Source organism: Acinetobacter sp. ANC_7503 (assembly GCF_056780035.1).
In genome coordinates, this window is sequence record NZ_JBWYJA010000001.1 from 381,414 (window position 1) to 406,111 (window position 24,698).

Annotated in this window: 23 protein-coding genes and 1 pseudogene; 15 read left to right on the forward strand and 9 right to left on the reverse strand. The window is 39.1% G+C overall.

Going from position 1 to position 24,698, the window contains the following annotated elements:
- Positions 1-133: 133 nt before the first annotated feature.
- Positions 134-1,453: an MFS transporter gene (locus tag AC1M9M_RS01965; RefSeq protein WP_481595464.1), complete on the forward strand. Its 1,320-nt coding sequence runs from the start codon at positions 134-136 to the stop codon at positions 1,451-1,453.
- Positions 1,454-1,457: 4 nt separating this feature from the next.
- Complete coding sequence (gene coq7, locus AC1M9M_RS01970) at positions 1,458-2,093, forward strand: 2-polyprenyl-3-methyl-6-methoxy-1,4-benzoquinone monooxygenase (RefSeq protein WP_481591178.1); 636 nt, start codon at positions 1,458-1,460, stop codon at positions 2,091-2,093.
- A gap of 28 nt (positions 2,094-2,121) precedes the next feature.
- On the opposite strand, the gene AC1M9M_RS01975 is transcribed toward coq7, so the two are convergent.
- The 5 genes from AC1M9M_RS01975 to AC1M9M_RS01995 all read right to left on the reverse strand — a co-directional run bounded on the left by AC1M9M_RS01975 (position 2,122) and on the right by AC1M9M_RS01995 (position 5,846).
- Positions 2,122-2,670, reverse strand: a complete 549-nt coding sequence (locus AC1M9M_RS01975) for a DUF2799 domain-containing protein (RefSeq protein ID WP_481595465.1) — start codon at positions 2,668-2,670, stop codon at positions 2,122-2,124.
- A 146-nt stretch (positions 2,671-2,816) separates the two neighbouring features.
- The gene (locus AC1M9M_RS01980; RefSeq protein WP_373683270.1) at positions 2,817-3,272 is read right to left on the reverse strand and encodes a 2-amino-4-hydroxy-6-hydroxymethyldihydropteridine diphosphokinase; all 456 of its coding nucleotides are present in this window, start codon (positions 3,270-3,272) and stop codon (positions 2,817-2,819) included.
- Positions 3,229-3,609 (reverse strand): dihydroneopterin aldolase, encoded by a 381-nt coding sequence (folB, locus tag AC1M9M_RS01985; RefSeq protein WP_180027650.1) that lies wholly within the window; start codon positions 3,607-3,609, stop codon positions 3,229-3,231. The genes AC1M9M_RS01980 and folB overlap by 44 nt, the downstream gene beginning before the upstream one ends.
- A 119-nt stretch (positions 3,610-3,728) precedes the next feature.
- Positions 3,729-5,027, reverse strand: a complete 1,299-nt coding sequence (locus AC1M9M_RS01990; RefSeq protein WP_481586997.1) for an ABC1 kinase family protein — start codon at positions 5,025-5,027, stop codon at positions 3,729-3,731.
- Positions 5,028-5,066: 39 nt separating this feature from the next.
- Positions 5,067-5,846: a HesA/MoeB/ThiF family protein gene (locus tag AC1M9M_RS01995; protein ID WP_481588381.1), complete on the reverse strand. Its 780-nt coding sequence runs from the start codon at positions 5,844-5,846 to the stop codon at positions 5,067-5,069.
- A 240-nt stretch (positions 5,847-6,086) separates the two neighbouring features.
- Between AC1M9M_RS01995 and AC1M9M_RS02000 the strand changes: the two genes are divergently transcribed.
- On the forward strand, positions 6,087-7,013 hold the full coding sequence (locus AC1M9M_RS02000; protein WP_481595466.1) for an N-acetylmuramoyl-L-alanine amidase: 927 nt from the start codon (positions 6,087-6,089) through the stop codon (positions 7,011-7,013).
- A 58-nt stretch (positions 7,014-7,071) separates the two neighbouring features.
- Here AC1M9M_RS02000 and AC1M9M_RS02005 read toward each other — a convergent pair whose 3' ends face one another.
- Positions 7,072-7,836 (reverse strand): 3-hydroxyacyl-CoA dehydrogenase, encoded by a 765-nt coding sequence (locus tag AC1M9M_RS02005; protein ID WP_481595467.1) that lies wholly within the window; start codon positions 7,834-7,836, stop codon positions 7,072-7,074.
- 282 nt (positions 7,837-8,118) lie between these two features.
- Here AC1M9M_RS02005 and AC1M9M_RS02010 point away from each other — a divergent pair, with 282 nt between their 5' ends.
- From AC1M9M_RS02010 to AC1M9M_RS02020, 3 genes and pseudogenes are all read left to right on the forward strand, one after another.
- Positions 8,119-8,472 carry a hypothetical protein gene (locus AC1M9M_RS02010; protein ID WP_481595468.1) on the forward strand — a complete coding sequence of 118 codons (354 nt, stop codon included), beginning with the start codon at positions 8,119-8,121 and terminating at the stop codon, positions 8,470-8,472.
- Positions 8,473-8,786: 314 nt separating this feature from the next.
- A complete protein-coding gene (locus AC1M9M_RS02015; RefSeq protein ID WP_481595667.1) occupies positions 8,787-9,737 on the forward strand; it encodes an aliphatic sulfonate ABC transporter substrate-binding protein in 951 nt (316 codons plus the stop codon).
- Between the two features lie 116 nt (positions 9,738-9,853).
- Positions 9,854-10,555, forward strand: a pseudogene (locus tag AC1M9M_RS02020) (ABC transporter permease); the annotation flags it as partial.
- Positions 10,556-10,592: 37 nt separating this feature from the next.
- Here AC1M9M_RS02020 and prmC read toward each other — a convergent pair.
- Together prmC and prfA are read right to left on the reverse strand one after the other, a co-directional pair.
- Entirely contained in the window at positions 10,593-11,411 is an 819-nt protein-coding gene (gene prmC, locus AC1M9M_RS02025) for a peptide chain release factor N(5)-glutamine methyltransferase (protein WP_481595469.1), read from the reverse strand.
- Positions 11,411-12,499, reverse strand: coding sequence for a peptide chain release factor 1 (prfA, locus tag AC1M9M_RS02030; RefSeq protein WP_481595470.1), 1,089 nt, complete (start codon positions 12,497-12,499; stop codon positions 11,411-11,413). Before prfA ends, prmC begins: the two co-directional genes overlap by 1 nt.
- A 402-nt stretch (positions 12,500-12,901) precedes the next feature.
- Here prfA and AC1M9M_RS02035 point away from each other — a divergent pair, with 402 nt between their 5' ends.
- From AC1M9M_RS02035 to AC1M9M_RS02055, 5 genes are all read left to right on the forward strand, one after another.
- Positions 12,902-13,330 (forward strand): glycine zipper domain-containing protein, encoded by a 429-nt coding sequence (locus AC1M9M_RS02035; protein ID WP_092766183.1) that lies wholly within the window; start codon positions 12,902-12,904, stop codon positions 13,328-13,330.
- Between the two features lie 202 nt (positions 13,331-13,532).
- Entirely contained in the window at positions 13,533-14,039 is a 507-nt protein-coding gene (locus AC1M9M_RS02040) for a hypothetical protein (protein WP_481595471.1), read from the forward strand.
- Positions 14,040-14,170: 131 nt separating this feature from the next.
- Positions 14,171-15,175: an LLM class flavin-dependent oxidoreductase gene (locus AC1M9M_RS02045; protein ID WP_481595472.1), complete on the forward strand. Its 1,005-nt coding sequence runs from the start codon at positions 14,171-14,173 to the stop codon at positions 15,173-15,175.
- 289 nt (positions 15,176-15,464) lie between these two features.
- Entirely contained in the window at positions 15,465-16,394 is a 930-nt protein-coding gene (locus AC1M9M_RS02050) for a hypothetical protein (RefSeq protein WP_035267073.1), read from the forward strand.
- Positions 16,395-16,414: 20 nt separating this feature from the next.
- A complete protein-coding gene (locus AC1M9M_RS02055; RefSeq protein ID WP_481595473.1) occupies positions 16,415-16,972 on the forward strand; it encodes an NAD(P)/FAD-dependent oxidoreductase in 558 nt (185 codons plus the stop codon).
- Positions 16,973-17,138: 166 nt separating this feature from the next.
- Here the strand turns inward: AC1M9M_RS02055 and ppsR are convergent, their stop codons facing one another.
- A complete protein-coding gene (ppsR, locus tag AC1M9M_RS02060; RefSeq protein ID WP_035267069.1) occupies positions 17,139-17,975 on the reverse strand; it encodes a posphoenolpyruvate synthetase regulatory kinase/phosphorylase PpsR in 837 nt (278 codons plus the stop codon).
- 155 nt (positions 17,976-18,130) lie between these two features.
- Here ppsR and ppsA point away from each other — a divergent pair, with 155 nt between their 5' ends.
- The 4 genes from ppsA to cyoB all read left to right on the forward strand — a co-directional run bounded on the left by ppsA (position 18,131) and on the right by cyoB (position 24,698).
- A complete protein-coding gene (gene ppsA, locus AC1M9M_RS02065) occupies positions 18,131-20,509 on the forward strand; it encodes a phosphoenolpyruvate synthase (RefSeq protein WP_035267067.1) in 2,379 nt (792 codons plus the stop codon).
- Positions 20,510-20,590: 81 nt separating this feature from the next.
- Positions 20,591-21,352 carry an RDD family protein gene (locus AC1M9M_RS02070; protein ID WP_481595474.1) on the forward strand — a complete coding sequence of 254 codons (762 nt, stop codon included), beginning with the start codon at positions 20,591-20,593 and terminating at the stop codon, positions 21,350-21,352.
- Between the two features lie 289 nt (positions 21,353-21,641).
- Positions 21,642-22,706: a ubiquinol oxidase subunit II gene (cyoA, locus tag AC1M9M_RS02075; RefSeq protein WP_481595475.1), complete on the forward strand. Its 1,065-nt coding sequence runs from the start codon at positions 21,642-21,644 to the stop codon at positions 22,704-22,706.
- 3 nt (positions 22,707-22,709) lie between these two features.
- Positions 22,710-24,698 carry a cytochrome o ubiquinol oxidase subunit I gene (gene cyoB, locus AC1M9M_RS02080; RefSeq protein ID WP_035267062.1) on the forward strand — a complete coding sequence of 663 codons (1,989 nt, stop codon included), beginning with the start codon at positions 22,710-22,712 and terminating at the stop codon, positions 24,696-24,698.

Sequence of the window (24,698 nt, forward strand, 5' to 3'; positions counted from 1 at the left end):
TTTTCACTCAAGCTAACTGAATCAAATTTCTAGTATTTTCGAAATTTTTAGGATGAAAATATGATACATGATTTTCCGATATTGTTACTAAATCATCACATTTCTTAATAATTTTTAAAAAAGCTGAATTGTCATGCAAAAACAAGAGCATCTACTGAGTTCGCGCCGTTTTTTACCTATGTTTTTGACTCAATTTTTTGGGGCCTTAAACGATAATGTCTTTAAACAATCCTTATTGCTCGTCATTACCTATGGTTGGATTCAACAACAGACCGCAAGCGTAAGCACACTGAATAATCTAGCAGCACTTCTCTTTATTCTACCTTACTTCATTTTTTCAGCGACTGCAGGACAAATTGCAGACAAATACGAACGCTCTTTCTTGATTCGTAATATCAAATTGCTTGAAATCTTGATTATGCTGATTGGTACTGCTGGATTTTTACTCGGCAATTTATGGCTATTGTTATTTGCATTGTTCCTCATGGGTACACACAGTACCTTCTTCGGACCGATTAAATACGCCATTCTCCCTGAAATATTAAAACCGAATGAATTGATGTCAGGTAATGCTTTATTCCAGTCAGGTACTTCCATTGCAATATTGATGGGGATGATCTTGGGTGGTGTAGTGATTTCAAACTCTGAAGGCAACTTAGTTTGGATCAGCCTGACGGTCGTGACCATCGCGATACTTGGTTATATTTGTAGTCGCTTCATTCTCAAACAAAAAGTCCGTGAAAATCATATCAATGTCGATTGGAATTTCTTTCGAACCAGTTTCCAAACCATACGTTATGCAAAAAGCTTACCCCTCATCTTTACCATTTTATTGGGTAATTCTTGGTATTGGTTTTATGGCGCTACTTATTTAACCCAAATTCCTCAAATGACTCAGCAAAATCTGCATGCCAATGAAAATGTGGTTAGCCTCCTCCTTACCTTTTTTTCTGTAGGTATTGGTGTAGGTTCATTGTTATGCCGAAAAATTGGTGGCTCAGAGGTCAATATTAAAATGGTGCCTATTGGTGCAGTAGGCTTAACCGTTTTCGCCTTCTATTTAGCAGCAAGTTTAGCCTTTGTTCCTGAAAGGACTGGCGATTTTATTGGCATATCAGACATGTTTAATTCTGGTATGATTTATTATCATGTGATGATTGCAGTTACTTTATTGGGGATCAGTGGTGGTTTTTATATTGTTCCGCTGTATGCCATGATGCAAGCCTATTCACCGTGTTCACATCGTGCTCGCGTAGTGGCTGCTAATAACATTATGAATGCAGTATTCATGGTGTCTTCTGCTATATTCTCCATTATTATTTTAAGTATCTTAAGTATTGATATTAAGATTCTATTCAGTATTACAGCGATATTGAGTGCTCTGTACACGATTTGGTTATTAACACGCTTAAAACCAATGTTAAAAAATGCTCAAATTGATTTAGAGGATTAAGGTTATGCGTCACTACACAGGTCTAGATAAATTTATCCATTCATTTGATCAAGCACTGCGTAGTTTGGTGCCAGGCACCACCACCTCACAACGTGAAAATCCAGCAAGTCAAGCAGAGACTCATCTCGCAGTGAGCGAAGCAAGGCATGTTGCTGGACTCATGCGTGTTAATCACAGTGGTGAAGTCTGTGCTCAAGCGCTTTATCACGGTCAAGCATTGACAGCTAAGTTGCCTAATGTTCGTCGTGAAATGGAGCATGCCGCGATTGAAGAACAAGATCATTTAGCATGGTGTGAAGATCGTTTAAAAGAGTTAGATAGTCATACAAGTCTACTTAATCCTGTATGGTATGGTCTTTCTTTTGGTATGGGTGCGATTGCAGGTATTGCTGGTGACAAATACAGTTTAGGCTTCGTTGCAGAAACTGAACGTCAAGTGAGTCTGCATCTGCAACACCATCTCGATCAACTCCCACCACATGATGCCCGCTCACGTCAAATTTTGACACAGATGAATCAGGATGAACTTCAGCATCGAGATACTGCACTAAATGCAGGTGGTGTGGAATTACCAGCTGCGGTCAAAATCGCAATGACGGGTATATCCAAACTCATGACCAAAACAAGTTATTATATTTAAAAAAAACGCGGCTCATGGGCCGCATTTTTTATAGATGATGGAATCGTCTAAACTTATTTAATTCACGCTCAGCATGATTGAAATTCAAATCTAACCACAATTTATCCTGCTTTAAGGACTTTATTTTCTTAAGATACTCTTCCCGCTTTTCTTTGGTGATTTTGTCATCCAGTAAGTAGTCTCGATAAGTTTCAATTTCTTTATCTTTAGCATCTTTGTCTTTCTTAGAACGATAGTACTGATCGGCCACATTATAAAAGGGTGCTAATTGGGCATGTAACTCTGATGGACAAACCCTATACCCACCTCTTCCATCCAAAGCTCCATCGAAAATAACTTCGGGTTGACAATATGAACGAAGCCCAAGTTGGTAACCTTTTTCATATAACTTGTGATCAGGTTCAATATTCACTTTTGAACAGGCTTTTTGATGTTTAACAATGCGATTCGAATAACCACTGCTTCCATCTTTTTCACTTATTTCCGACCATTGAGCAGTTCGACACTCTTGAGGGGAGAGCGTTGCACAACCTGAGAGGAACGCCAAAATTGCGCTTAACACAATAATTTTATACATCTTCTTGATATGGAGCTTATTTATTTTGAAGTGGCGTATTATAAAAATTAGTCCATTTAAAAGAAGCTGATTATTGTTACATGACAGCCTATTTCCGTATCAAAGACATATTTGATCAATGCTACCGATGGACTATTCGGCGAAACTCATCCTATTTTAGAAAATGAACCATCTAGTGACACTTGAGGAAAATGATGCGCTTCATGCTCAAATAATGGATTTTCCCAAATATCAAACATTGGAATTTTAACATCTAAGGCTAATGGCATTTTTTTTGGATTAAATTGCATATTTTGGAGCGTATTTCCCCATGCAATGAGATCTACATCCAAAGAAATATCATGTGACGGACGGACTCGACCAGAAGCTTTTTCCAGCGCTTTTAAAAGATTGGTAATTTCATTGACTTGCTGCTTTGATTCTAATAAACATGCAGCATTCCAATAATCTTGTCCAACACCATCTCGACAAGGTATGACATAGATGGGAGAACGCGTAATACAACCTAATGACGCAATTTGTTTTAATGCATTCACCAGATGATTATGCGGTTGGCTATTACTCGCCAATGCTAGCGCGTAAATCATTACGGTGTCTTTCAAGACGAATTCCTACTGAATTGGCTTGTGGAATAATGGCAGGCTTACGCACAGTAATTTGAATAGACTCAATTGCTGGATATTGGTCAAACAAAGCTTTGAGGACAATTTTTGCAGCAAATTCAATTAATTCAGGTTGAGCTTTTTGAATCGTCTGAGTCGCGATTTCACAAATTTCAGCATAATTTAAAGTATCAGCGAGAAGATCTGAATTTGATGCCTGCTCTAAATCAGTCGCAATATGAAGATCAAGCAATAATGGTTGAATGATTTGCCGTTCCCAGTCAAAACATCCGATGACTGTTTCAACTTTCAATCCTTCAATTAATATGGAATCCATCTTCAATCATGACCTTTTCGTAAACTATCAAACAGTGATAGCAGACTTGACGGGAGGCGATAAAAGCAAATCCTCTTCTATTGAGGATTTACTTTAATATTTTAACACTTGTTTAAGATTTAATGTTTCAACAAAAGATTAGGATCGATTGTTTGTACCATTTGTAGGCGCTGATCTGCATAAATATCAGTGTACGGCGCAAGAATTCTCATAAAACGATCAAAATAAAGCATTTGTTTAAACAGCAATGCGAAATCCCGTGGGAAACGGATGCCATGACGCTCACCTACAGCCACCATATCCATCATGATGTCATTTAAGTCGGCTGGATTAGATGACAGAATTTGCTGAGGATCAGCGGTGAGCACGCCACTGAATAATCGTTCTAAATCGTTTGCCAAAACTGTTGTATCAATTTGCGTATTGGTCATGCCCATTTTCAGCATATTTTCAGCCATTAATGGATAATTGGTATTTTGCAATGCATCCATAAAAGCAATACATGCAGTCCATACTTCAGGCTTTAATTGTCCCACAATACCAAAATCAATGAATCCAATGCGACCATCATCCAAAAGCATGAGGTTGCCAGCATGTAAATCTGCGTGGAAACTTTCACACATCATCAAACTACCAAACCATGTGTTCATGGCAGTAATCAAAACCTGTGATGGGTCTTTAGAAACTTGACGAACCACATCGAAATCCGTCAACGGCACGCCATAAAGACGCTGCATTGTCAGGACACGACGTGTTGAATATTGATGATATACCTTTGGTGCAGTCGCTTTAGTATTTTGAGTAATGTGCAGATAATTAACAAAATCATCAATATTTTTTGCTTCTTCAATAAAATCAACTTCACGAACCATACGTGTTTTGATTTCTTCAACAATATCCGCAAGTGAAGCAAATTTTACTTTAGGAACTGCCTTCTCTAGAATCTTGGTCGCCCAATGTAGGACATTTAAATCCGTATAAAGGATAGTTTCAACACCAGGTTTTTGGACTTTGATCACGACATCTTCGCCGCTCACCAATTTAGCAGCATGCACTTGTGCGATCGAAGCAGAAGCTAATGGCGTTTCATCAATAGATGCGAAAATTTCACCTAAATCGCGACCGTCAAACTCAGCATTCAAAACACTTTCAATATAGCTAAATGGGAGTTTAGGTGTCTGATCTAAACACCCTTGAAATTCCTCAACATATTCACGTGGAAATAATGAAGGCGTACTGGCAATAAACTGTCCCAACTTAATATACGTTGAACCAAGTGACTCGAAAGTTTCGCGCATTAATTTCGCATTACTCGGTTTTTCTGTCGCGTATTTAATCCCTGCTCGCGCAGCAATGACCGCAGTTTCACCTACACGGGCCACTGAGCGTAAACCATCTAACCAAATATTATTTTTCATAATGTCGATATTAAATTTCGATATGTTGAGTGTAGCAAATTAAATTGTCTTTGCGGATTGACTGATGTGACAGATTTGACATTCTTTATCCTTGTCAAAATTCAAAATTCGCTGTTGCATGTTCCTTCCATTCCATAGAAGGATCTTCTGTTTTAATGGTGTTAAATTTAACCCCAGATATAATAGCGCATGATGTGCTTGCATACTTGCCATCAGGTTAGGAGTTGTTGCTAAAACTCCTGAATCTGCACACCTTAAACTCTCATCTGCATGATCTTCTTTAGGAAAAAGACATTCATAACATGCTGATTCACCATCCACCATAAATAACTGCCCCTGCAAACCAATCGCAGATGCACTAATGAGTGGAACATTTGCATCCTTACAGATTTGATTGACCAAATAACGGGTTTCAAAATTATCACAACCATCTAACACAAGATCTTGATGTGTAATCAGTGCGGCAGCATTATTAAAATCAATTTTTGAAGTGATGTATTCGATCTTAATATAAGGATTAATTTGAGAAATTTTCTTTGCTAACACTTCAGCTTTGTAAAAACCCACATCATGATGATCAAAGGCAATTTGTCGCTGTAAATTACTGATTTCTACAGTATCAGCATCGATGAGTGTCAATTTACCTACGCCTGCTCTCGCCAATAACTCTGCAGTCAAACACCCTATTCCACCACAACCAATAATGAGCACATTGGACAGCTTTAATCTTTCTTGTGCATCAATATCCCAATCCTCTAGTAATATTTGTCTTGCGTACAACTGTAGCTCAACATCACTCAGTTCAATGCTATCACTCACCTAAACACCCTGATTACATGCTTGTATAAGCCCATGATACCGAATAAATAAGCAGTCTATTCATACAATTGTGAAGATAATTTTTACCCTAGAAGATCTGTACCTTATTGTTACAATTCGAATAGGTTTGTTTAATTTTTCTTATTTTATTTTTTACTACTAATAAACATAATCTCAATAATTGCTTCACTAGCAATTGATTTTAAAAACATCTAACTTCAATAAATGACAGTCATACTTATGAATAAAAAATTTTTTGCACTCGCTACATTATTAGTTTCGAGTTTATTCCTGACGGCATGTAAAGATGAAAAGATCACCAACATTACATACGTCAATCAAGGTTCGGATACCCAGCCAGAATATATAGAAAGCACGCTTTATGATCTGGACGAAGAGAATACTTCACCCAATCAAGACAATCGACAAATGTTCTTGATTCTGCACTACACAGCAGTATCTAAAGACGAAACATTGGCTTTGTTTAAAGATCCTAATTTCCCTGCCAGTAGTCACTATTTTGTACCCGAATTACCAACCAATGGTAAATTTACTGTGTACCGTCTTGTGCCTGATGATAAAAGAGCTTGGCATGCTGGCACGAGTTCTTGGCAGACCAACAGTAGTTTGAATGCCTCAAGTATCGGCATTGAAATTGAAAATCTCGGTTTCCCTGCTGACGATGAACAACTCCCTTTGATGCAACGTCGATGGTATCCATTTTCATCAAAACAACAAATCGAAGTCCTTGCAGATATTATTTTAAAAATGACTAAAAAATACGAGATCAGACCCGACCGAATTTTGGGGCACAGTGATATTTCTCCAGGTCGTAAATTTGATCCAGGTCCGCTATTTCCTTGGAAACGTTTATATGAAGACTATAACATCGGTGCTTGGTACGATAACGACACTGTAAATTATTATCGTACCTATCATCCTTGGAAGAATGATATTGCTTCGTTACAAAGCAAATTGGCATTATACGGATATAACATTCCTGTCACTGGTCAATATGATCAAGTCACTCAAAATGTTGTATCCGCATTCCAAATGCATTTTTATCCTGAAAAATATGATGGTATGACGGATATTGAAACCGTAGCCCGCCTTGATGCATTACTTGAGAAGTATCGTAATGTAGCTCGTCCGGCGATTACACCATAAAGCATCTGAGATCAGTTTAGTCGTCTATTTAAGTGAAGACTAAACTGATTTTCATATATTATTTTGGCGCCATACGAATTGCGCCATCCAATCGAATCACTTCACCATTTAAATACGAATTTTCAAAGATATGTCCAACCAGTTTCGCAAATTCTTCAGGTTTAGCTAAACGTGGTGGGAATGGAACCATCTGTCCCAATGCATCCTGCACATTTTGCGGAAGACCTTTAAGCATTGGGGTTTCCATGATTCCTGGCGCAATAGTCATAACACGGATCTTTTCACGTGCTAACTCACGCGCCAATGGTAAAGTCATACCAACAACAGCGCCCTTAGATGCAGAATATGCAGCCTGACCAATTTGACCATCAAAAGCAGCAACTGAAGCTGTGTTCACAATGACACCGCGTTCTTCCTCTTCCCCTGAAAGCGCATACTGTGACATTAATTGCGCAGCATAGCGCAACATATTAAAGGTTCCACTGACGTTGATATTCAGCACTGTTTGGAACATATCTAAGGCATGTATGCCATCACGACCAAGCACTTTAGCTGATGGTGCAATACCAGCACAGTTGATTAAACCATTTAATTGTCCATATTTTTCTTGTATGTGTGCAAAGAATGATTCAACTGCTTTTTCATCAGTTACATCTAGTTGAATAAATTCTGCACCAATTTCTTGACCCGTTTGCTCGCCCAAACATGCATTCATATCAACAATTACCACACGAGCACCCTGCTGTTGAAGATAAGCTGCTGTCGCCGCACCTAACCCAGAAGCGCCACCTGTAATAACAATCACTTTTCCTTGAATAATCATAAATCTCATTATCCTTTTTTTAGTTTTAAGTTGGCTTTAGGGTAATCCTCCTCTAATACGGATTCAATTTATTCAGTGACCAATTGGTATAAAAAATTCAAAATAGTTATAATTTAATATTTATTTTATATAAAAATTAATCACACATTACAGTTGAGTTTGCTTTATTGACATGATTTAAAAGTCATACAGTCATCGTTATTCTTTTGAATTCGGCTAATATTTAGACTATTTTAATCTTATTCATTTCGGCAGTTTGCCATATCTCCTAAAGGTTCAATCATGTTTAAAATGATCGATGTCTTAAAGCAAAATTTTGCTCAAACTTTCCCCCATTCACTTAACCAAGATGCAGATCGAATTTCAGAGCAGCTTCAAATGAGCATTCTGAATGCATCTGAAATAGATTTAAAAAATGCAATCAATCATTTCCTAGACACTCAAGATGCAAGTGAGACTGCACTTGCGTTAGATATTTCAACTGAACGTCTTAATGAACTGAAATCTGGCATTGCGTTAAAAGATGCTTCGAAAATTTCGGACACTTTAAAAGTAGTGGCCCTATGCTTGGCTTTGGAGTCAGACTCATTAGAGCTTCTTGAAGTGAGCGATATTTCAACTGAGTATTTCGTATAATCTGAGTGTTGAGATCAAACTCATAGGGTTTGGTCTCATTTTCTCTATTAGTCTTATTATATTAAATTATGTGACCTTCATCTCATTGCACTAATTCATATAAAGTTCTGATAAATCACTATATTTTCACAAAACCACAATATTTATAAAATATTGATTTGATTTCAATGTGTTAACTCATAATTTTAACTTTATCAAAATTTATTCTTTTAATATCTCATTTTCTTTTTTGTCACAAATCACCTGAAAGGCTATTTATATCGAAAATTTAGCGAATTAAATCAGGTACTTTAGTGAAAAAATCAATATCTCCATTGAAATTAGGTCTATTGGGTTTAGCAATTATTGTTGTTCATAGTGGAGCCAATGCCGCACTTCCTAAGGAAATTAAACTGGATTATGCCTATTATGCTCCTACGAGCTTAGTGGTTAAAAATCAAAAGCTATTAGAAAAGGCTTTACCCAATACCAAAATCAAATGGATATTTAGTCAAGGCAGTAATCGCTCCTTAGAATATCTCAATAGCGGCAGTGTTGATTTTGCTTCAACTGCTGGTCTTGCCGCTGTATTAAGTCGTGCCAATGGTAGCCCTGTTAAAACAGTTTATATCCAAAGCCAACCTGAATGGACAGCTTTAGTCGTGCCAAAAGACTCCCCGATTAAATCCTTAAAAGATCTAAAAGGTAAAAAAATTGCCGCAACAAAAGGAACTGACCCATTTTTATTCACGCTACAAGCTTTAGATACCGTTGGATTGAATAAAAAAGATGTACAGCTTGTTCATTTGCAACATCCAGATGGCAAAACGGCGTTAGAGCGTAAGCAAGTGGATGCTTGGGCTGGCTTAGACCCTTTGATGGCATCAGCTCAAGTTCAGTCGGGTGCAAAACTGCTTTATCGTAATGTAGGCTTTAATAGTTATAGCGTGTTAAGCGTCAAAGAGCCATTTACTCAATCTAGCCCAGAAGCAATTGAAGCCGTAATTAAAGCGTATGAGCAAGCACGTAAATGGGCAAAAGCCAATCCAGATAAACTGGCGCAGTTACTCGCCACTGAAGCTAAACTACCTTTAGAGGTTGCAAAACTTCAGCTTCAGCGTACTGACTTTAATCAAAACATTCCTACAGCCCAACACATTAATGCACTACAAAAATCCGGCAAAATCTTGACTGAAGAAGACTTAGTTCGTAAAGGAACAAATGTAAATCAAGTTGTTCAACAGTTATTTAATGCCTCATTCGCTCAAAAAGTGGTGACAAAATAATGGCGATCAGTGAAAAAGCGATTGAACATCGGAATATCGATGTCCATTCACAACTGTCGACAAAAGGGAATAAATGGTTGAAAGGTATTTTCCTCCCTGTATTACTGGTATTGCTGTGTGAAATTTTGGTTCGAGGTGGTGTAGTTGAACCTTATCTGCTACCTGCACCAAGTAGCTTATTAGTTTCCCTGCAAGAACTTGCTAAGAATGATTTAGGTCAACATATTTGGGCAAGTACATGGCGAGTGTTTTTAGGGTTTGCTATTGGTAGTGGCTTAGCACTATTTTTTGCAGTTTTGGTAGGACTCAATCACCATGCAGAAGAGTTTATTGAACCGACCTTTTCTGCAATTAAGTCAATTCCTAGTCTTGCGTGGATTCCTCTCCTTTTGTTATGGCTTGGTATTGATGAATCCTCAAAAATCACCCTTATTGCGATTGGTGCTTTTTTTCCAACCTATACCAATACTGTGGCTGGTATTCATGGTGTCGACCGAAAATTGATTGAGTTGGCTCAAGTGTATAGACTGAATCGCTGGCAACAAATCTATCAAATCGTTTTACCCGCAGCTTCTCCATCTATCCTTACAGGCTTGCGCAATAGTTTGAGTTTAGCTTGGATGTTCATGATTGCCGCTGAACTCATTGCAGCAACGCAAGGTATTGGATATTTATTAAGTGATGGACGTGAAACATCGCGTCCAGATATTGTGATCATTGCTATTATTTTATTGGCAATATTGGGAAAAATCACGGATACCATAATGAAAGTATTTGAATCAAAATTATTGTTATGGCGTGATGTCATCAAAAGATGAATCAATAAAAAAGCGACCTAAAGTCGCTTTTTTATTTCTAATGAGGCCATTGTGCTAAAGTCACGCGATCGTTACCACCATAATCTTTAACGGTTCTCACTTTCTTATACCCTGCTTGACGGAATAGATGCTGAACAGCGTCTGCTTGATTATATCCATGTTCAAGTACCACCCAACCTTCAACAGTCAGATGCTTCTTGGCTTGCAAAATAATTTGCTCAAGATCAGCTAAACCTTTTTTATCAGAGATTAATGCACGTTGAGGCTCGGTCGCCAAATTGTGCATATGTTCATCTGCTGGATCAATATAAGGCGGATTAGATACAATGACATCAAAAAATTGACGCCCAAACGGTTTTAACCAACTGCCTAGTACAAATTGAACCTGATCTAAGTCATGTTGCTCAGCATTAAATTTAGCGACTTCCAATGTAGGCTCATAAATATCAGTTGCTGTTAAAGACCAATTAGGACGTTCTGAAGCGAGTGACAATGCAATGGCGCCTGTCCCAGTTCCTAAATCTACAACGCGCGCATCCTCAGGCAACTCTAACTTTAAAACTGTCTCCACCAAAACTTCGGTGTCCGGTCTAGGCACCAAAGTATCGGACGTCACTTTTAAGTCCAATGTCCAAAAAGGTTGCGAACCTGTGACATAAGCTAAAGGCTCACCTGCTTCAATCCGAGCAATCGCCTCTCGATACGCCTGCTCTTGTTCTGCAGTGAGCTCTTTATCCTTCTTCATCACCAAATCGAATGAATCGATTTTAGTGATATGTTCGAGCAACCAAGCATTTTCTTGACGCTCATAACTTTCAGGCTCACCTCGCAGTGCAAGCGCTTGTTGAATGTTCATTAACCACCATTCTGCTGTGCAAGCATTGCCAATTGATCCGCTTGATATTCACGATGTAAGCTATCTAAAAGCTCAGTCAAATCTCCCTCCATCACTGCATCCAACTTATATAAAGTTAAGTTAATACGATGATCAGTCATACGACCCTGAGGATAATTATAGGTACGAATACGTTCTGAACGATCACCTGAACCCACCAAATCACGGCGCATTTCAGATGTCGCAGCATCAGCTGCTGCACGTTTAGCATTCTCAAGACGAGATGCCAATAATGCCATTGCCTTTGCTTTGTTCTTATGTTGTGAACGCTCTTCCTGACATTCAACAACAGTACCTGTCGGAATATGCGTGATTCGTACAGCAGAATCCGTTTTATTGACGTGCTGACCACCCGCCCCAGATGCACGATAAGTATCAATACGCAAGTCTGAAGGGTTAATATCTACAGTCGTATCAACATCAATTTCAGGAAGAATTGCAACGGTACAAGCTGAAGTATGAACTCGCCCCTGTGATTCAGTTGTAGGAACGCGCTGAACCCGATGAGCACCGCTTTCAAATTTTAAGCGTCCGTAAACACCTTCACCATTAATTAAACAAATAATTTCTTTGTAACCGCCATGTTCACCTTCATTTTCAGAAAGGATTTCGACACGCCAACCCTGTGATTCAGCATATTTACTGTACATACGGAATAAATCACCAGAGAAAATCGCAGCTTCATCGCCACCTGTCCCTGCACGTACTTCCAGATATGCAGAGTTCGCATCATTTGGATCTTTCGGAATCATCAGAATATTCAATTCTGCCTCTAAAGATTCAATTAAAGCTTTATTTTCTTTAATTTCTTCTTGAGCCATTTCCTTAAAGTCAGGATCTGACAACATTGCTTCAGCCGTTACAATATCTTCTTCCGCTTGGGTATATTTTTTCCAAACAGTGGTGATTTCAGTCAAATCATTGTGTTCACGTGACAAATTACGGAAACGCTTATTGTCGGAAATGACTTCAACATCAGCCAATAGTGCTTCTAATTCTTCATGACGATCACAAAGTTGGTCTAATCGTAAACGTAACGATTCTTTCATGTTAAATAAAATCTCTAATACTGGATTAACTTAAGGACTGCCTTAAATTAATATTTCTAAAATTGCGGGTAGTTTAACGACTCTGACATTCAATTAACATATTTATATAGAATGACATTGCAAAACCATTTTTTAAATCCTTGTCACACCCAATTAATGGATAATCAAAAATTAGCTCCATAACTGCCAAGTTTAAAAACTGTTTACTGAATCAACTCTCCATAGTTTCTTCTTAATCAGCGCAATAATGCATATTGAATGATTAGTTGTAATATAAAAACAACATTGTGCAACCAAAACGTAAAACTCTAGGTTAACTTCTACATATTTAGCGCTTCACTTCTTGTTACATTGTGCTCAACGAATTATTACTCGTCCACGAACAAGGACATGGAGTCACACATGAAATTAAATACCCTATTAATGTCAGCCACCTTAGCCACTGCATCAATGTTCACGGTATCTGCACATGCAGACAGTACAGCGCGTGTCGCTGCTGCGAGTGCTTTAGGTAGTGTAGCAGGTACAGCAATTGGTAAAAACATGGGTGGCACAACAGGTGCAACTTTAGGTGCAGCACTTGGTGGTGCGGGTGGTGCTGCTGTTGCTAGTAATAAACGTAACCGTACTGAATCTGCCATTGGAGGTGCATTAGGTGGCGGTGCGGGTTATACCGTAGGTAATAGTATGGGTGGAACCAATGGCGGTTATATCGGCTCTGCTTTAGGTGCTGCTGGTGGTGCTGCTCTTGGTAATAAAATTGCGAAAGACAAAGCATATGATTCACGTCAAGATCGTAAATGGAAAAAGAAAAAACATAGCCGTCGTTAATATAATCTGATTGATAGTTTCCCCTTTGAATACTCTGTATTCACCTCGATGCGCCTTAGGGCGCATTTTTTTTATTAACAAATTAATTATGGATAAATTAGGGAGAGAAAAATACAAACCAGCAACTTGCTCTCCCAAATGATTGCAGAAATTTGGATTAAATTAAAACCATCCAATATAAGACTTCGACAAGGAGTTCACCATGAAATTCAATTCAAAGTTATTTGCTGCTGCGATCGCAACTGCGGTCTTGAGTACAACAACTGTTTATGCTGATAGTTCGTCTAGAGTTGCCCTCACATCTGCTTTAGGTGGAGTCGTTGGTGCTGCGATTGGTCAACAAATGGGTGGCTCGACTGGAGCAATGATCGGATCAGCGATTGGTGGTGCTGGTGGCGCAGCTGCATCAGCGAACAAAAAAGATCGTAATGCTGCTGCAATTGGTGCTGCATTAGGTGGTGCTGGTGGTTACACCGTTGGTAATAATATGGGCGGAACAAATGCGGGTTATGCTGGGGCTGCATTAGGTTCAGCTGGTGGTTCAGTTTTAGGTAAAAAAGTGGCTGAAGATCGTCGCGAAGATGACTATAGAGATCGTTATGATCGCCGTGAAAGCGGTTATCGCAATTCAAACTATCGTTATAATGACCGTAATTACAGAAGTGACAATGGTCGTCATTTAGGCTGGTATAAAAACGGTAAACGCTAATTCCAAACTCTTAGAATTCAAGCGCTCAACTTAGAGCGCTTTTTTATTTACACTTATATCGTTTTTTTTCAATATACAAATACTCAAGTTCGTATTAACATCTTTATGAGTGTTCAAAAGAGTAGAAAGTTATGCGAAGCTTAAAAGATATCGAGTTTTCAGTACTGGAACTCGCTCCTGTACGTGATGATAAAACGATTGCTTTTTCACTACAGCATGCTTTGGAGTTAGCACAAAAAATCGAACAATTAGGTTTTAAACGACTGTGGCTTGCAGAACACCATAATATGGATGGTATCGCTAGCTCAGCTACAGCTGTGTTATTAGGCTATATCCTTGCTAACACCTCCTCTTTAAAAGTAGGTTCTGGCGGAATCATGCTGCCTAATCATGCACCACTTGTTGTAGCAGAACAATTTGGAACACTAGCAACGCTTTATCCTGATCGAGTTGAGCTCGGACTAGGACGCGCACCAGGTACAGATCAATTGACCATGCGTGCCTTACGCCGAGGTCGTCAAGAGACTGAAGATCAATTTCCACAAGACGTGCTCGAGATTTTGAGCTATTTGGGAGATCCATCGCCACATCAAAGAATCAAAGCGACACCAGGTCAAGGAACACATGTTCCAGTATGGCTGTTAGGTTCTAGCTTATTTAGCGCACAATTGTCAGCAAAACTTGGCTTACCTTATTCTTTTGCCTCTCACTTTGCCCCTCGCATGCTGGGTCAAGCGATTCAACTTTACAGAGAAAACTTCGAACCTTCTGAATATTTGGATCGTCCTTATGTATCAATGGGCGTTCCAACTGTTGTAGCTGACACTGATGAAGAAGCTGAATACTTGGCTACTAGCGCTTATCAACGTGTATTAGGCTTAATGCGTGGGCAAAGCTTAAAACTCAAACCTCCAGTTAAATCAATGGATGGAATTTGGTCTGCTCCAGAAAAGATGTCAGTTGACAATTTTTACGCAATGGCTCAAATCGGATCACCAGAAACAGTGAAACAAGGTCTTGAACAACTACTGGTGCCTTATGATGTAGATGAGTTTATTTTTACCTGTGATATCTACGATACAGACAAACGCATTCAAAACTTTGAGTATTTAATGCAAATTAAGCAAAATGCTTAGATCAAAAAAATCCTGAAATGATTGAGTAATGGTTTTGATTTCAAATCTATAATTAATTACTCTTTCATTTCTTGAGTTTGTCAAACAACTATTGGCAATGAATGACATCAAATGTCCCTAAAAGACTATTCCAATAAAAAAATTCTTGTAACCAACAATATTAATTATGCACAATCAAATACTTAAAATTTGGCATTTTATATCAAACTAAAATAAGCACTTCTGCAAAACACATCACATTTTTAAGCGATAAAATTTCATGATTAAAAAATAAATACGGATGTATAACATGGCCTCTATCGACTTAGAAAAAATGTTGGATAAAGTAAAACATACTCAATGGACACTCTCGGATATTGACTGGGATGCTCCTGGCAAAGAATTAGTCACCGCAGAACAGTGGCCCAAGCTTAAAGATTTTATGGCTGATCTAATGTGGATCGAACATGTAGGTGCTCGTGCATTTTCTGCGATGTCAAAAAAAGCACCGACAGATACACTTCGCGAAATGTATGCCATTTTCCACGCTGAGGAACAGCGTCACGCCAATGCCGAAATGGCACTGATGAAAAGATGGGGTATGCTTGAAGGCGATATTCCTAAACCCAATAAAAATTTAAGACTGATCATCGAATGGCTCGACACTTATGCTGATGAAATGCCCTTCTATATTCTAGGTGCTGTCATTCCGATGCTGGAAGTCGCTCTTGATGGCGCACTTTGTACATTCCTATTGGATACTGTAGAAGACCCAGTTTGTCATCAAGCTTTTGAACTGATTAATGGTGATGAAGCTCGTCATTTAGGTGTTGGATTTAGTGTCATGGAAGATCAAGGCTACAATAAAACCTTTATTGAGCTTTCTAAAATGGCAGCGCGAGTTGTAGATCCACGTTTATTACTTGGTATTCTTGCCTACTTACCACTCATTAATAAAATGCGTGATAATGTGATTAAACTCGGTCTGCCAGAAGAAAAGCTTTATGCAGCGATGCACAAATTTGCTCGAATAGGTGGACGTACTGCAGAAGGTCGTCGTAATCCTTGGTATCAAATTATTAACTTCCATGCACGAAGTGCCATGAACCGACGTAATAAATGGTTTCATATCCCTGTCGACACCATGGTAAAAATGACTGATAAGATTCCAGAAAAATCTTTACCTAAAATCCCATCTTGGATATATGAATTAACTGCAGAACCAAAAGCAACCCACTAAAACAATAATTAGGTACAGAAATGAAAAAAAGGAATAAAGCCCACACGGATTCGTTCTTTCATAATGAAGCTGAGTATTTTTCCAACTTTAAAGGAAAAATTATCTCAGCTGAGGACATCAAACAAACCGATTTTTCAGGATTAAAGGTCGCGATTATTGGTGCCAATCAAATGTCAGTTTCACATTTAGATGTGGTTTGTCAAAATGCGCTATTCGTCAAAGTATTTCAAATGACACCTCATTTCGTTTTGCCACACACTGAAAAAGGAATTCAAAAAATTATTGCTCATCCCCTCATCGCTAAAAATAAACGATTATTTAATCAGCGAATTAAGACGACTTTGGCAATACGATATTTAGATTCCCAGATTTCAGATACTTGGTTAAAAAGACAATTGATGCCAAATCCAGCTTCGTCGCAAAAAATATTTTTTAAATCCGATCATTATTACAACGCCTTACAGCGAGATAACTGTAAATTGATCACATGGCCAGTCGTGAAAATTACTGAAAATGCCGTTCAAAGTATGGAAGGAATCGAACACTTAGTAGATATTATTATTACAACCTACGAATAGCGATTATCATTTTGTAGATAAATGCGAATCTAAATTACATTTTATGATGAAATTATAGACACTTGAATTATATAATTTTTGAATTTTATGAGTATTTATGACGATTAATCTCTTAATAAAAAAGAAGCACAGCTAGTGCTTCTTTTTTTTAATTAGATTTACCGATTTAACCAATTCGACGTTTTAAGCCAGTCATTTGCAATACTCGTGTTGAAATTTCTTCGATCGACATTTCTGAAACATTTAGATATTTAATCCCTTCAGAAATATAAATACCTTCGATTGCACGCAATTCCATCTGGCATTGGCTAAAACTTGCATAACGACTGTTGGCTTTGCGTTCAGATCGAATTGCCACCAAACGATCAGCGTCAATCATTAATCCAAACAATTTATGCTTATGTGGACGTAAAACTGCTGGCAAACGGTTGTCATCCAAATCTTCTTCAGTTAACGGATAGTTCGCAACTCGAATACCAAATTGTAATGACAAATAAATTGAGGTCGGTGTTTTACCAGAACGCGAAACTCCAATCAAAATTAAATCCGCTTTATCATAGTGTCTTGTACGTGCGCCATCATCATTATCCAGCGCGAAATGTACAGCATCAATACGTGCCTTATAAGACTCAGAATCAGTCACAGCATGTGTTTGTCCGACTAAAGTTGTAGGGGCTGTTCCAAGCACCTCAGATAGCTTACTAATTAACCCTTCAAACACATCTAAATTAACCGCATTTGCCGTATTGATGATATCCCGAACATAGGGATCCACAAGAGTATCAAAGACAAGAGGTTGTTGGCCATCAGACTCTGCGCGCGCGTTAATCTCTGCAACGACGTTCATTGCAGCTTCTTCTGTAGTGATATACGGAATGATATGAATATCAAAATCGACATGAGGAAATTGAGCCAATAAAGAATGCCCGAGTGTTTCAGCCGTAATGGCAGTACCATCGGAAATAAAAAAAACACTTCGTTTAATATCTTTACTTTCTGCCATTAAATTAATCCTCAAATATTTGTCTAAGTACTATATAATCTTTATAGTAAACCGATCTTACATGACTGTCGCTTAGTAATGAAAGTTTGCTAAGTTTTCACAGAAAAATATCATGCCAAGATAGTGATTAATACTGCAAAAGTGGAGTAACAACTTTGGAAGCACGCGTAATCGGTCTGGAAAAATTAGGTAAACACGACGTAGAAATCGTGGGCGGTAAAAACTCATCTCTAGGCGAAATGATCAGCCATTTAGCAAATGCTGGTGTATCAGTTCCAGGTGGTTTTGCAACAACTGCTGCAGCTTACCGTGAATTCCTTGAGCAAAGTGGTCTAAATGCCAAAATTTCAGCCGAGCTCAAACAACTCAATGTTGACGACGTAAATGCACTTGCTGAAACTGGTGCTAAAATCCGTCAATGGATCGTTGATACTCCGCTTACTCCAGCACTTGAAAAAGAAGTTCGTGATGCATTCGCAACTCTTTCTAACGGCAACCCTGAGATCGCGGTTGCCGTTCGTTCATCTGCGACTGCAGAAGATTTACCAGACGCATCTTTTGCAGGACAACAAGAGACTTTCCTAAACATCCGCGGTATTGATAACGTCTTAATCGCGATTAAAGAAGTTTTTGCTTCACTTTATAACGACCGCGCAATCGCTTACCGTGTACACCAAAACTTCGATCATGACATCGTTGCTCTTTCTGCTGGTGTGCAACGTATGGTTCGTTCAGAGACTGGTGCTGCTGGTGTAATGTTTACACTGGACACTGAATCTGGTTTCCGTGACGTTGTATTTATTACTGCATCTTACGGTTTAGGTGAAATGGTCGTTCAAGGCGCTGTAAACCCTGATGAATTCTATTTATCTAAGCCACTTTTAAATGCGGGTAAACACGCAGTATTGCGTCGTAACCTTGGCTCTAAGCACCAAAAAATGATCTACGGTGAAGAAGGCTCTGCAGGTAAATCAGTTGTTGTTGTGGATGTTGAAAAAACTGAGCGCCAACAATTTGCTTTAAATGATCAAGAATTACAAGAACTTGCCAAGCAGGCGTTAATCATTGAGCAACACTATGGTGCGCCAATGGATATCGAATGGGCGAAAGACGGTGATGACGGTCAAATTTACATTGTTCAAGCACGTCCTGAAACTGTGAAAAGCCGTGAGAATGTCGGCACAATGGAACGCTACCTATTAAAACAAAAAGGTACAGTTCTTTGTGAAGGTCGCTCAATCGGTCAACGTATCGGTTCTGGTAAAGTACGTATTGTTAATTCAATCAAAGAGATGGACAAAGTCCAAGATGGCGACGTTCTTGTTTCTGACATGACCGATCCTGATTGGGAACCAGTTATGAAACGTGCTGCTGCGATCGTTACAAACCGTGGTGGTCGTACTTGTCATGCCGCGATTATTGCACGTGAACTCGGTGTTCCAGCGATTGTTGGATGTGGTAACGCAACAGAAGTTCTTGTTGATGGTCAAGAAGTAACTGTTTCATGTGCTGAAGGCGATACAGGTTTCATTTACGAAGGCGCTTTAGATTTCGAAGTTCAACGTAACTCGATTGAATCTATGCCAACACTTCCGTTCAAAATCATGATGAACGTTGGTAACCCTGATCGTGCATTTGACTTCGCTCAAATTCCAAACGAAGGTATTGGTCTTGCACGTCTAGAGTTCATCATCAACCGTATGATTGGTGTTCACCCTAAAGCATTACTCAATATTGACAGCTTACCTCGCGAAACACGTGCAGCTGTGATGACCCGTACTGCAGGTTACTCTTCACCGATCGAGTTCTACGTTGAAAAACTCGTTGAAGGTATTTCTACACTTGCTGCTGCATTTGCTGATAAACCTGTCATCGTACGTATGTCAGACTTCAAATCGAATGAATACGCGAACTTAATCGGTGGTAAGTTATACGAACCTGAAGAAGAAAACCCGATGTTGGGCTTCCGTGGTGCGAGCCGTTATGTTTCTGACAACTTCCGTGACTGCTTCGAATTAGAATGCCGTGCATTGAAGAAAGTTCGTGATGAAATGGGTCTAACTAACATTCAAATCATGATCCCATTCGTCCGCACAGTTGCTGAAGCAAAACGTGTTATTGAACTTCTTGCTGCAAATGGCTTAAAACGTGGTGAAAATGGTCTTAAAGTGATCATGATGTGTGAATTACCAACCAATGCCCTACTTGCTGAACAATTCTTAGAACATTTTGATGGTTTCTCAATCGGTTCAAATGACTTAACTCAGTTAACGCTTGGGCTTGACCGTGACTCAGGCATCGTTTCTCATTTATTTGATGAACGCGATCCAGCAGTAAAAGCTCTTCTTTCAATGGCGATTCACGCATGTCGTAAAGCAGGCAAATATGTGGGTATTTGTGGCCAAGGACCATCAGACCACCCAGATCTTGCTCGCTGGTTAATGGAACAAGGTATCGAATCTGTTTCACTCAACCCAGACTCTGTTTTAGATACATGGTTCTTCTTATCTGAAGAAAAGACTAAACAAGCTTAATAAACTATGTTAAAAAAAGACCCATTCGTGGGTCTTTTTTTTACCCCATTATTTTTTAGTAATTTTTGAGAAATTAGGTTTATGCAAATTTACTTGGCGAGAAATAATCAACAAGCTGGACCGTATACGGTAGAGCAGTTAAATCAAATGCTCTCGAGCCAACAAGTTTTACTCACAGACTTGGTCTGGCATCAAGGTATGACTGAATGGAAAGCTTTAGGTGAACTCACTCAAGGAAAATTATATTACCAACCTGAAGGCTATCAACCGACTCCACCAGTACAACAAAGCTATTCAAATCCTTCAATTGCGAATGTAAATATTCAAAAAAATACTGCTCAGCAAGAACTTGCCTCAATTGGATCTCGATTTTTAGCTAAACTCGTTGATCTGGCGCTTTGGTTGCCTGCCATGGTGATTCCTTCGTTCTTTATGCAGGAAGAACAAGTTGCTCAATTGACTGAACTTCAGCAAAAAATGCAGAATGCTAGCTCATCAGATCAAGCAATCAAATTACAGGAACAGTTATTTACACTGATTCCAATGGAAGCTTGGCAAGCAATGTTGGTTTACATTGTATTAATGCTAGCTGCTCAAGCATTTTTAATTGCGAAAAGTGGTCAGAGTTTAGGAAAAAAAGTAGCAAAAATTCAAATTGTTGATGCTGAAAATGGACAGCAAGTAAACTTAATGCGCGCATTCACATTGCGTAGTGTGATTTTTATTGTATTGAATTTACTCTTTATGCCATTCATTACCATCATTGATCATGCCTTCGGTCTAAGTCAAAAAAGACAAACTTTGCACGATAAATTAGCAAAGACTAAAGTCATAAAACGATAATTTTTATCTTAGGGGAGCAAATGCTCCCCTTTGTTTTGCCTCTGTTTTCATACCAAAAGTAATTAATTCTTCAACCAATTCCGACCAAACAAATTGGGTTTAATCCTTATATTTAAAGGCACTTTACATATAGCTTAGTTGGTCGTTATAGGGCATAATGCCCTACAACGTAGCGGTGTCATATGACTGAAATTCAGTAAATGTCATTTTCTGTTTTTCAATCATGTGACACTATAATCGCTATCCCATAATTTTATTAGGGAATGGGACTCTTCACCGAGGTTGTAAAATGAGACAAACAATTTTAGCTGTATTGTCTTTATCAACGCTTGCCGTGCTCTTAACAGGGTGTGGCGGTGATATAGTACTTCTAAACTCAAAAGGTCCAGTAGCACAAGGTCAGTCTGATCTTATGATGACTGCGATCTACCTCATGCTATTGGTAGTAATTCCATCAGCATTGATGGCTTTATGGTTTAGTTGGAAATATCGTGCGTCAAATAAAGATGCAGACTATAAACCTACATGGGCGCACTCTACTATTATTGAAATCGTAGTGTGGGGTATCCCGTGTATTATTATTGGTATTTTAGCGTATTTAACATGGTGGGGCTCACACAAGTATGACCCTTATCGTCCGCTAGAATCAGAGAAATCGCATTTAACTATTCAAGTTATTGCTGAACAGTTCAAATGGGTTTTTGTTTACCCTGAACAAGAAATTGCAACAGTTAACGAAGTTCGTTTCCCAGAAAAAACTCCGATTAATTTCAATATCACCTCTAACTTCACAATGAACTCTTTCTTCATTCCTCAGTTAGCTGGTCAGATTTATGCAATGGCGGGTATGCAAACTCAACTTCATGTCCTTGCGGATAATGAAGGTGTATACCGTGGTTTCTCTTCGAACTATTCAGGCTATGGTTTCACACAAATGCGCTTCCAAGCTCATTCTGTTTCAGAAGCTAAGTTCGCTGAATGGGTGTCTGCAGTAAAAGCTGGTAACGGTACTTCAATTAACCCTGAAGCTGTTCAAAAAACAGTTTTAGACCAAGCTGAATTTGCAACCTTGCGTGATGGTAACCGTTCAGAGAAACAAATCGCTGCGATGGTTCGTAACGCTAAAACCGATCTAGAGAAGCAACAAGCTGAAATTGCTCAAAAAGAAGGTCCATATAAGGCACATCCTCATCCTGTGACTTACTACTCTTCTGTTGAAAAAGGCTTGTTTGAATCAATTATCAACAAATACATGGCAAACTACCACGGTGCAGATCACTCAGCTAAAGCTGAAGGTCATGCTGTAGCTGCTGATGTAAATGCTGAACCTGCTTCTTCAGTTGTAGGGGAATAAGACATGAGCTTCTTAGGTAAGTTAAGTGTAGATGCTATCCCGTACGATCCAATCGTACAGGTAACAGTGTTAATGATGATTTTAGGTGGTATTGCAGTATTTGCTGGTATCACTTATTTCAAAAAATGGGGCTACTTGTGGAACGAATGGTTCACATCTGTAGACCATAAAAAAATTGGTATTATGTACCTTATCGTTTCTGTGATCATGTTATTACGTGGTTTCGCGGATGCGATTATGATGCGTCTTCAATTGTTCCTTGCAAAAGGCGGTGGCGAAGGCTATCTACACCCTGAACACTACGACCAGATTTTCACCGCACACGGTGTAATCATGATTTTCTTCGTAGCGATGGGTCTTGTAGTGGGTATGATGAACATTTCTGTTCCACTACAAATTGGTGCGCGTGACGTAGCATTCCCATTATTAAACTCTTTAAGCTTCTGGTTATTCGCTGGTGCTGCTGGTTTGATGATGGTTTCTCTTGCGCTTGGTGAGTTTGCGGCAACTGGTTGGATGGCGTACCCTCCTCTTTCAGGTATCGAATACTCTCCTGGTGTTGGTGTTGACTACTATATCTGGGCACTTCAGATCTCTGGTCTTGGTACACTTCTTACTGGTGTTAACTTCTTCGTTACCATCATTAAAATGCGTGCTCCTGGCATGGGTCTTATGGATATGCCGATCTTTACGTGGACATCTTTATGTACTGCAGTATTGATCATCGCATCATTCCCAGTGTTGACTGCAACAATTGCAATGTTAACGCTTGACCGTTACTTCGGTTTCCACTTCTTTACAAATGACATGGGTGGTAGCCCAATGTTGTATGTAAACTTGATTTGGACATGGGGTCACCCAGAAGTTTATATCTTGATCCTACCTGCATTCGGTCTATTCTCTGAGATTACTTCTGTATTCTCTCGTAAGACATTGTTTGGTTACAAATCAATGGTATATGCAACGATCGCGATTACAGTTCTTGCATTCGTAGTATGGTTACACCACTTCTTTACAATGGGTTCAGGTGCCAACGTTAACGCGTTCTTCGGTATCATGACCATGATTATTGCGATTCCTACAGGTGTGAAAATCTTCTCTTGGTTATTCACAATGTATAAGGGTCGTATTACCTTCACATCACCAATGTACTGGACAGTTGGCTTCTTAGTGACTTTCGGTATCGGTGGTTTGACTGGTGTACTTATGGCGGTTCCACCTGCGGACTTCCTTGTACACAACTCACTATTCTTAATCGCTCACTTCCATAACGTAATTATTGGTGGTGTTGTATTTGGTATGTTTGCTGGTATTACTTTCTACTGGCCGAAAATGTTCGGTTGGCAGTTAAGTGAATTCTGGGGCAAAGCATGCTTCTGGTTCTGGTTCTTCGGTTTCTACTTCGCGTTCATGCCATTGTATATCCTAGGTTTCATGGGTATGACTCGTCGTCTAAACTCGTATGACAATCCAGACTGGGATCCATATGTAGGTATCGCATTATTCGGTGCTGTATTAATCGCAATTGGTATTGCTTGTTTCATCATGCAAATCATTGTTGGTTTCTTACAACGCGAACAAACTCGTGACGTTACAGGCGATCCATGGGATGCACGTACACTTGAATGGGCGACTTCATCTCCAGCTCCATTCTATAACTTTGCAGTATTGCCTCAAGCGAACGGTATCGACCGCTTTTGGACTGACAAAGAAAATGGTGTAGCTTACGCACGTCCTGCTAAATATGAAGATGTTCATATGCCAACTAACCGTGCTGCGGGTGTACTTATTGCACTGATCATCACTGTTATGGGCTTTGCACTTATCTGGCACATTTGGTGGTTAGCGATTGTTTCTTTCGTTTCTGCAATCATCGGCTTTATCTGGAGCTCATTCACGAAGAAAGTGGATTACTATGTTCCAGCTGCTGAAGTAGAACGTATTGAAAACGAACGTTATGCGTTACTCGAAAAACACTTGAAGAAGGACTAA

Coding starts and splice junctions, on each gene's coding strand:
- prfA (WP_481595470.1), bottom strand. CDS start 12,499: ATGAAAGAATCGTTACGTTTACGATTAGACCAACTTTGTGATCGTCAT.
- AC1M9M_RS02055 (WP_481595473.1), top strand. CDS start 16,415: ATGAAAAAAAGGAATAAAGCCCACACGGATTCGTTCTTTCATAATGAA.
- folB (WP_180027650.1), bottom strand. CDS start 3,609: ATGGATTCCATATTAATTGAAGGATTGAAAGTTGAAACAGTCATCGGA.
- AC1M9M_RS02045 (WP_481595472.1), top strand. CDS start 14,171: ATGCGAAGCTTAAAAGATATCGAGTTTTCAGTACTGGAACTCGCTCCT.
- AC1M9M_RS01990 (WP_481586997.1), bottom strand. CDS start 5,027: ATGAAAAATAATATTTGGTTAGATGGTTTACGCTCAGTGGCCCGTGTA.
- AC1M9M_RS02035 (WP_092766183.1), top strand. CDS start 12,902: ATGAAATTAAATACCCTATTAATGTCAGCCACCTTAGCCACTGCATCA.
- AC1M9M_RS02050 (WP_035267073.1), top strand. CDS start 15,465: ATGGCCTCTATCGACTTAGAAAAAATGTTGGATAAAGTAAAACATACT.
- AC1M9M_RS02005 (WP_481595467.1), bottom strand. CDS start 7,836: ATGATTATTCAAGGAAAAGTGATTGTTATTACAGGTGGCGCTTCTGGG.
- AC1M9M_RS02000 (WP_481595466.1), top strand. CDS start 6,087: ATGAATAAAAAATTTTTTGCACTCGCTACATTATTAGTTTCGAGTTTA.
- AC1M9M_RS02040 (WP_481595471.1), top strand. CDS start 13,533: ATGAAATTCAATTCAAAGTTATTTGCTGCTGCGATCGCAACTGCGGTC.
- ppsR (WP_035267069.1), bottom strand. CDS start 17,975: ATGGCAGAAAGTAAAGATATTAAACGAAGTGTTTTTTTTATTTCCGAT.
- cyoB (WP_035267062.1), top strand. CDS start 22,710: ATGAGCTTCTTAGGTAAGTTAAGTGTAGATGCTATCCCGTACGATCCA.
- AC1M9M_RS02010 (WP_481595468.1), top strand. CDS start 8,119: ATGTTTAAAATGATCGATGTCTTAAAGCAAAATTTTGCTCAAACTTTC.
- prmC (WP_481595469.1), bottom strand. CDS start 11,411: ATGAACATTCAACAAGCGCTTGCACTGCGAGGTGAGCCTGAAAGTTAT.
- coq7 (WP_481591178.1), top strand. CDS start 1,458: ATGCGTCACTACACAGGTCTAGATAAATTTATCCATTCATTTGATCAA.
- AC1M9M_RS01965 (WP_481595464.1), top strand. CDS start 134: ATGCAAAAACAAGAGCATCTACTGAGTTCGCGCCGTTTTTTACCTATG.
- AC1M9M_RS01975 (WP_481595465.1), bottom strand. CDS start 2,670: ATGTATAAAATTATTGTGTTAAGCGCAATTTTGGCGTTCCTCTCAGGT.
- cyoA (WP_481595475.1), top strand. CDS start 21,642: ATGAGACAAACAATTTTAGCTGTATTGTCTTTATCAACGCTTGCCGTG.
- AC1M9M_RS02070 (WP_481595474.1), top strand. CDS start 20,591: ATGCAAATTTACTTGGCGAGAAATAATCAACAAGCTGGACCGTATACG.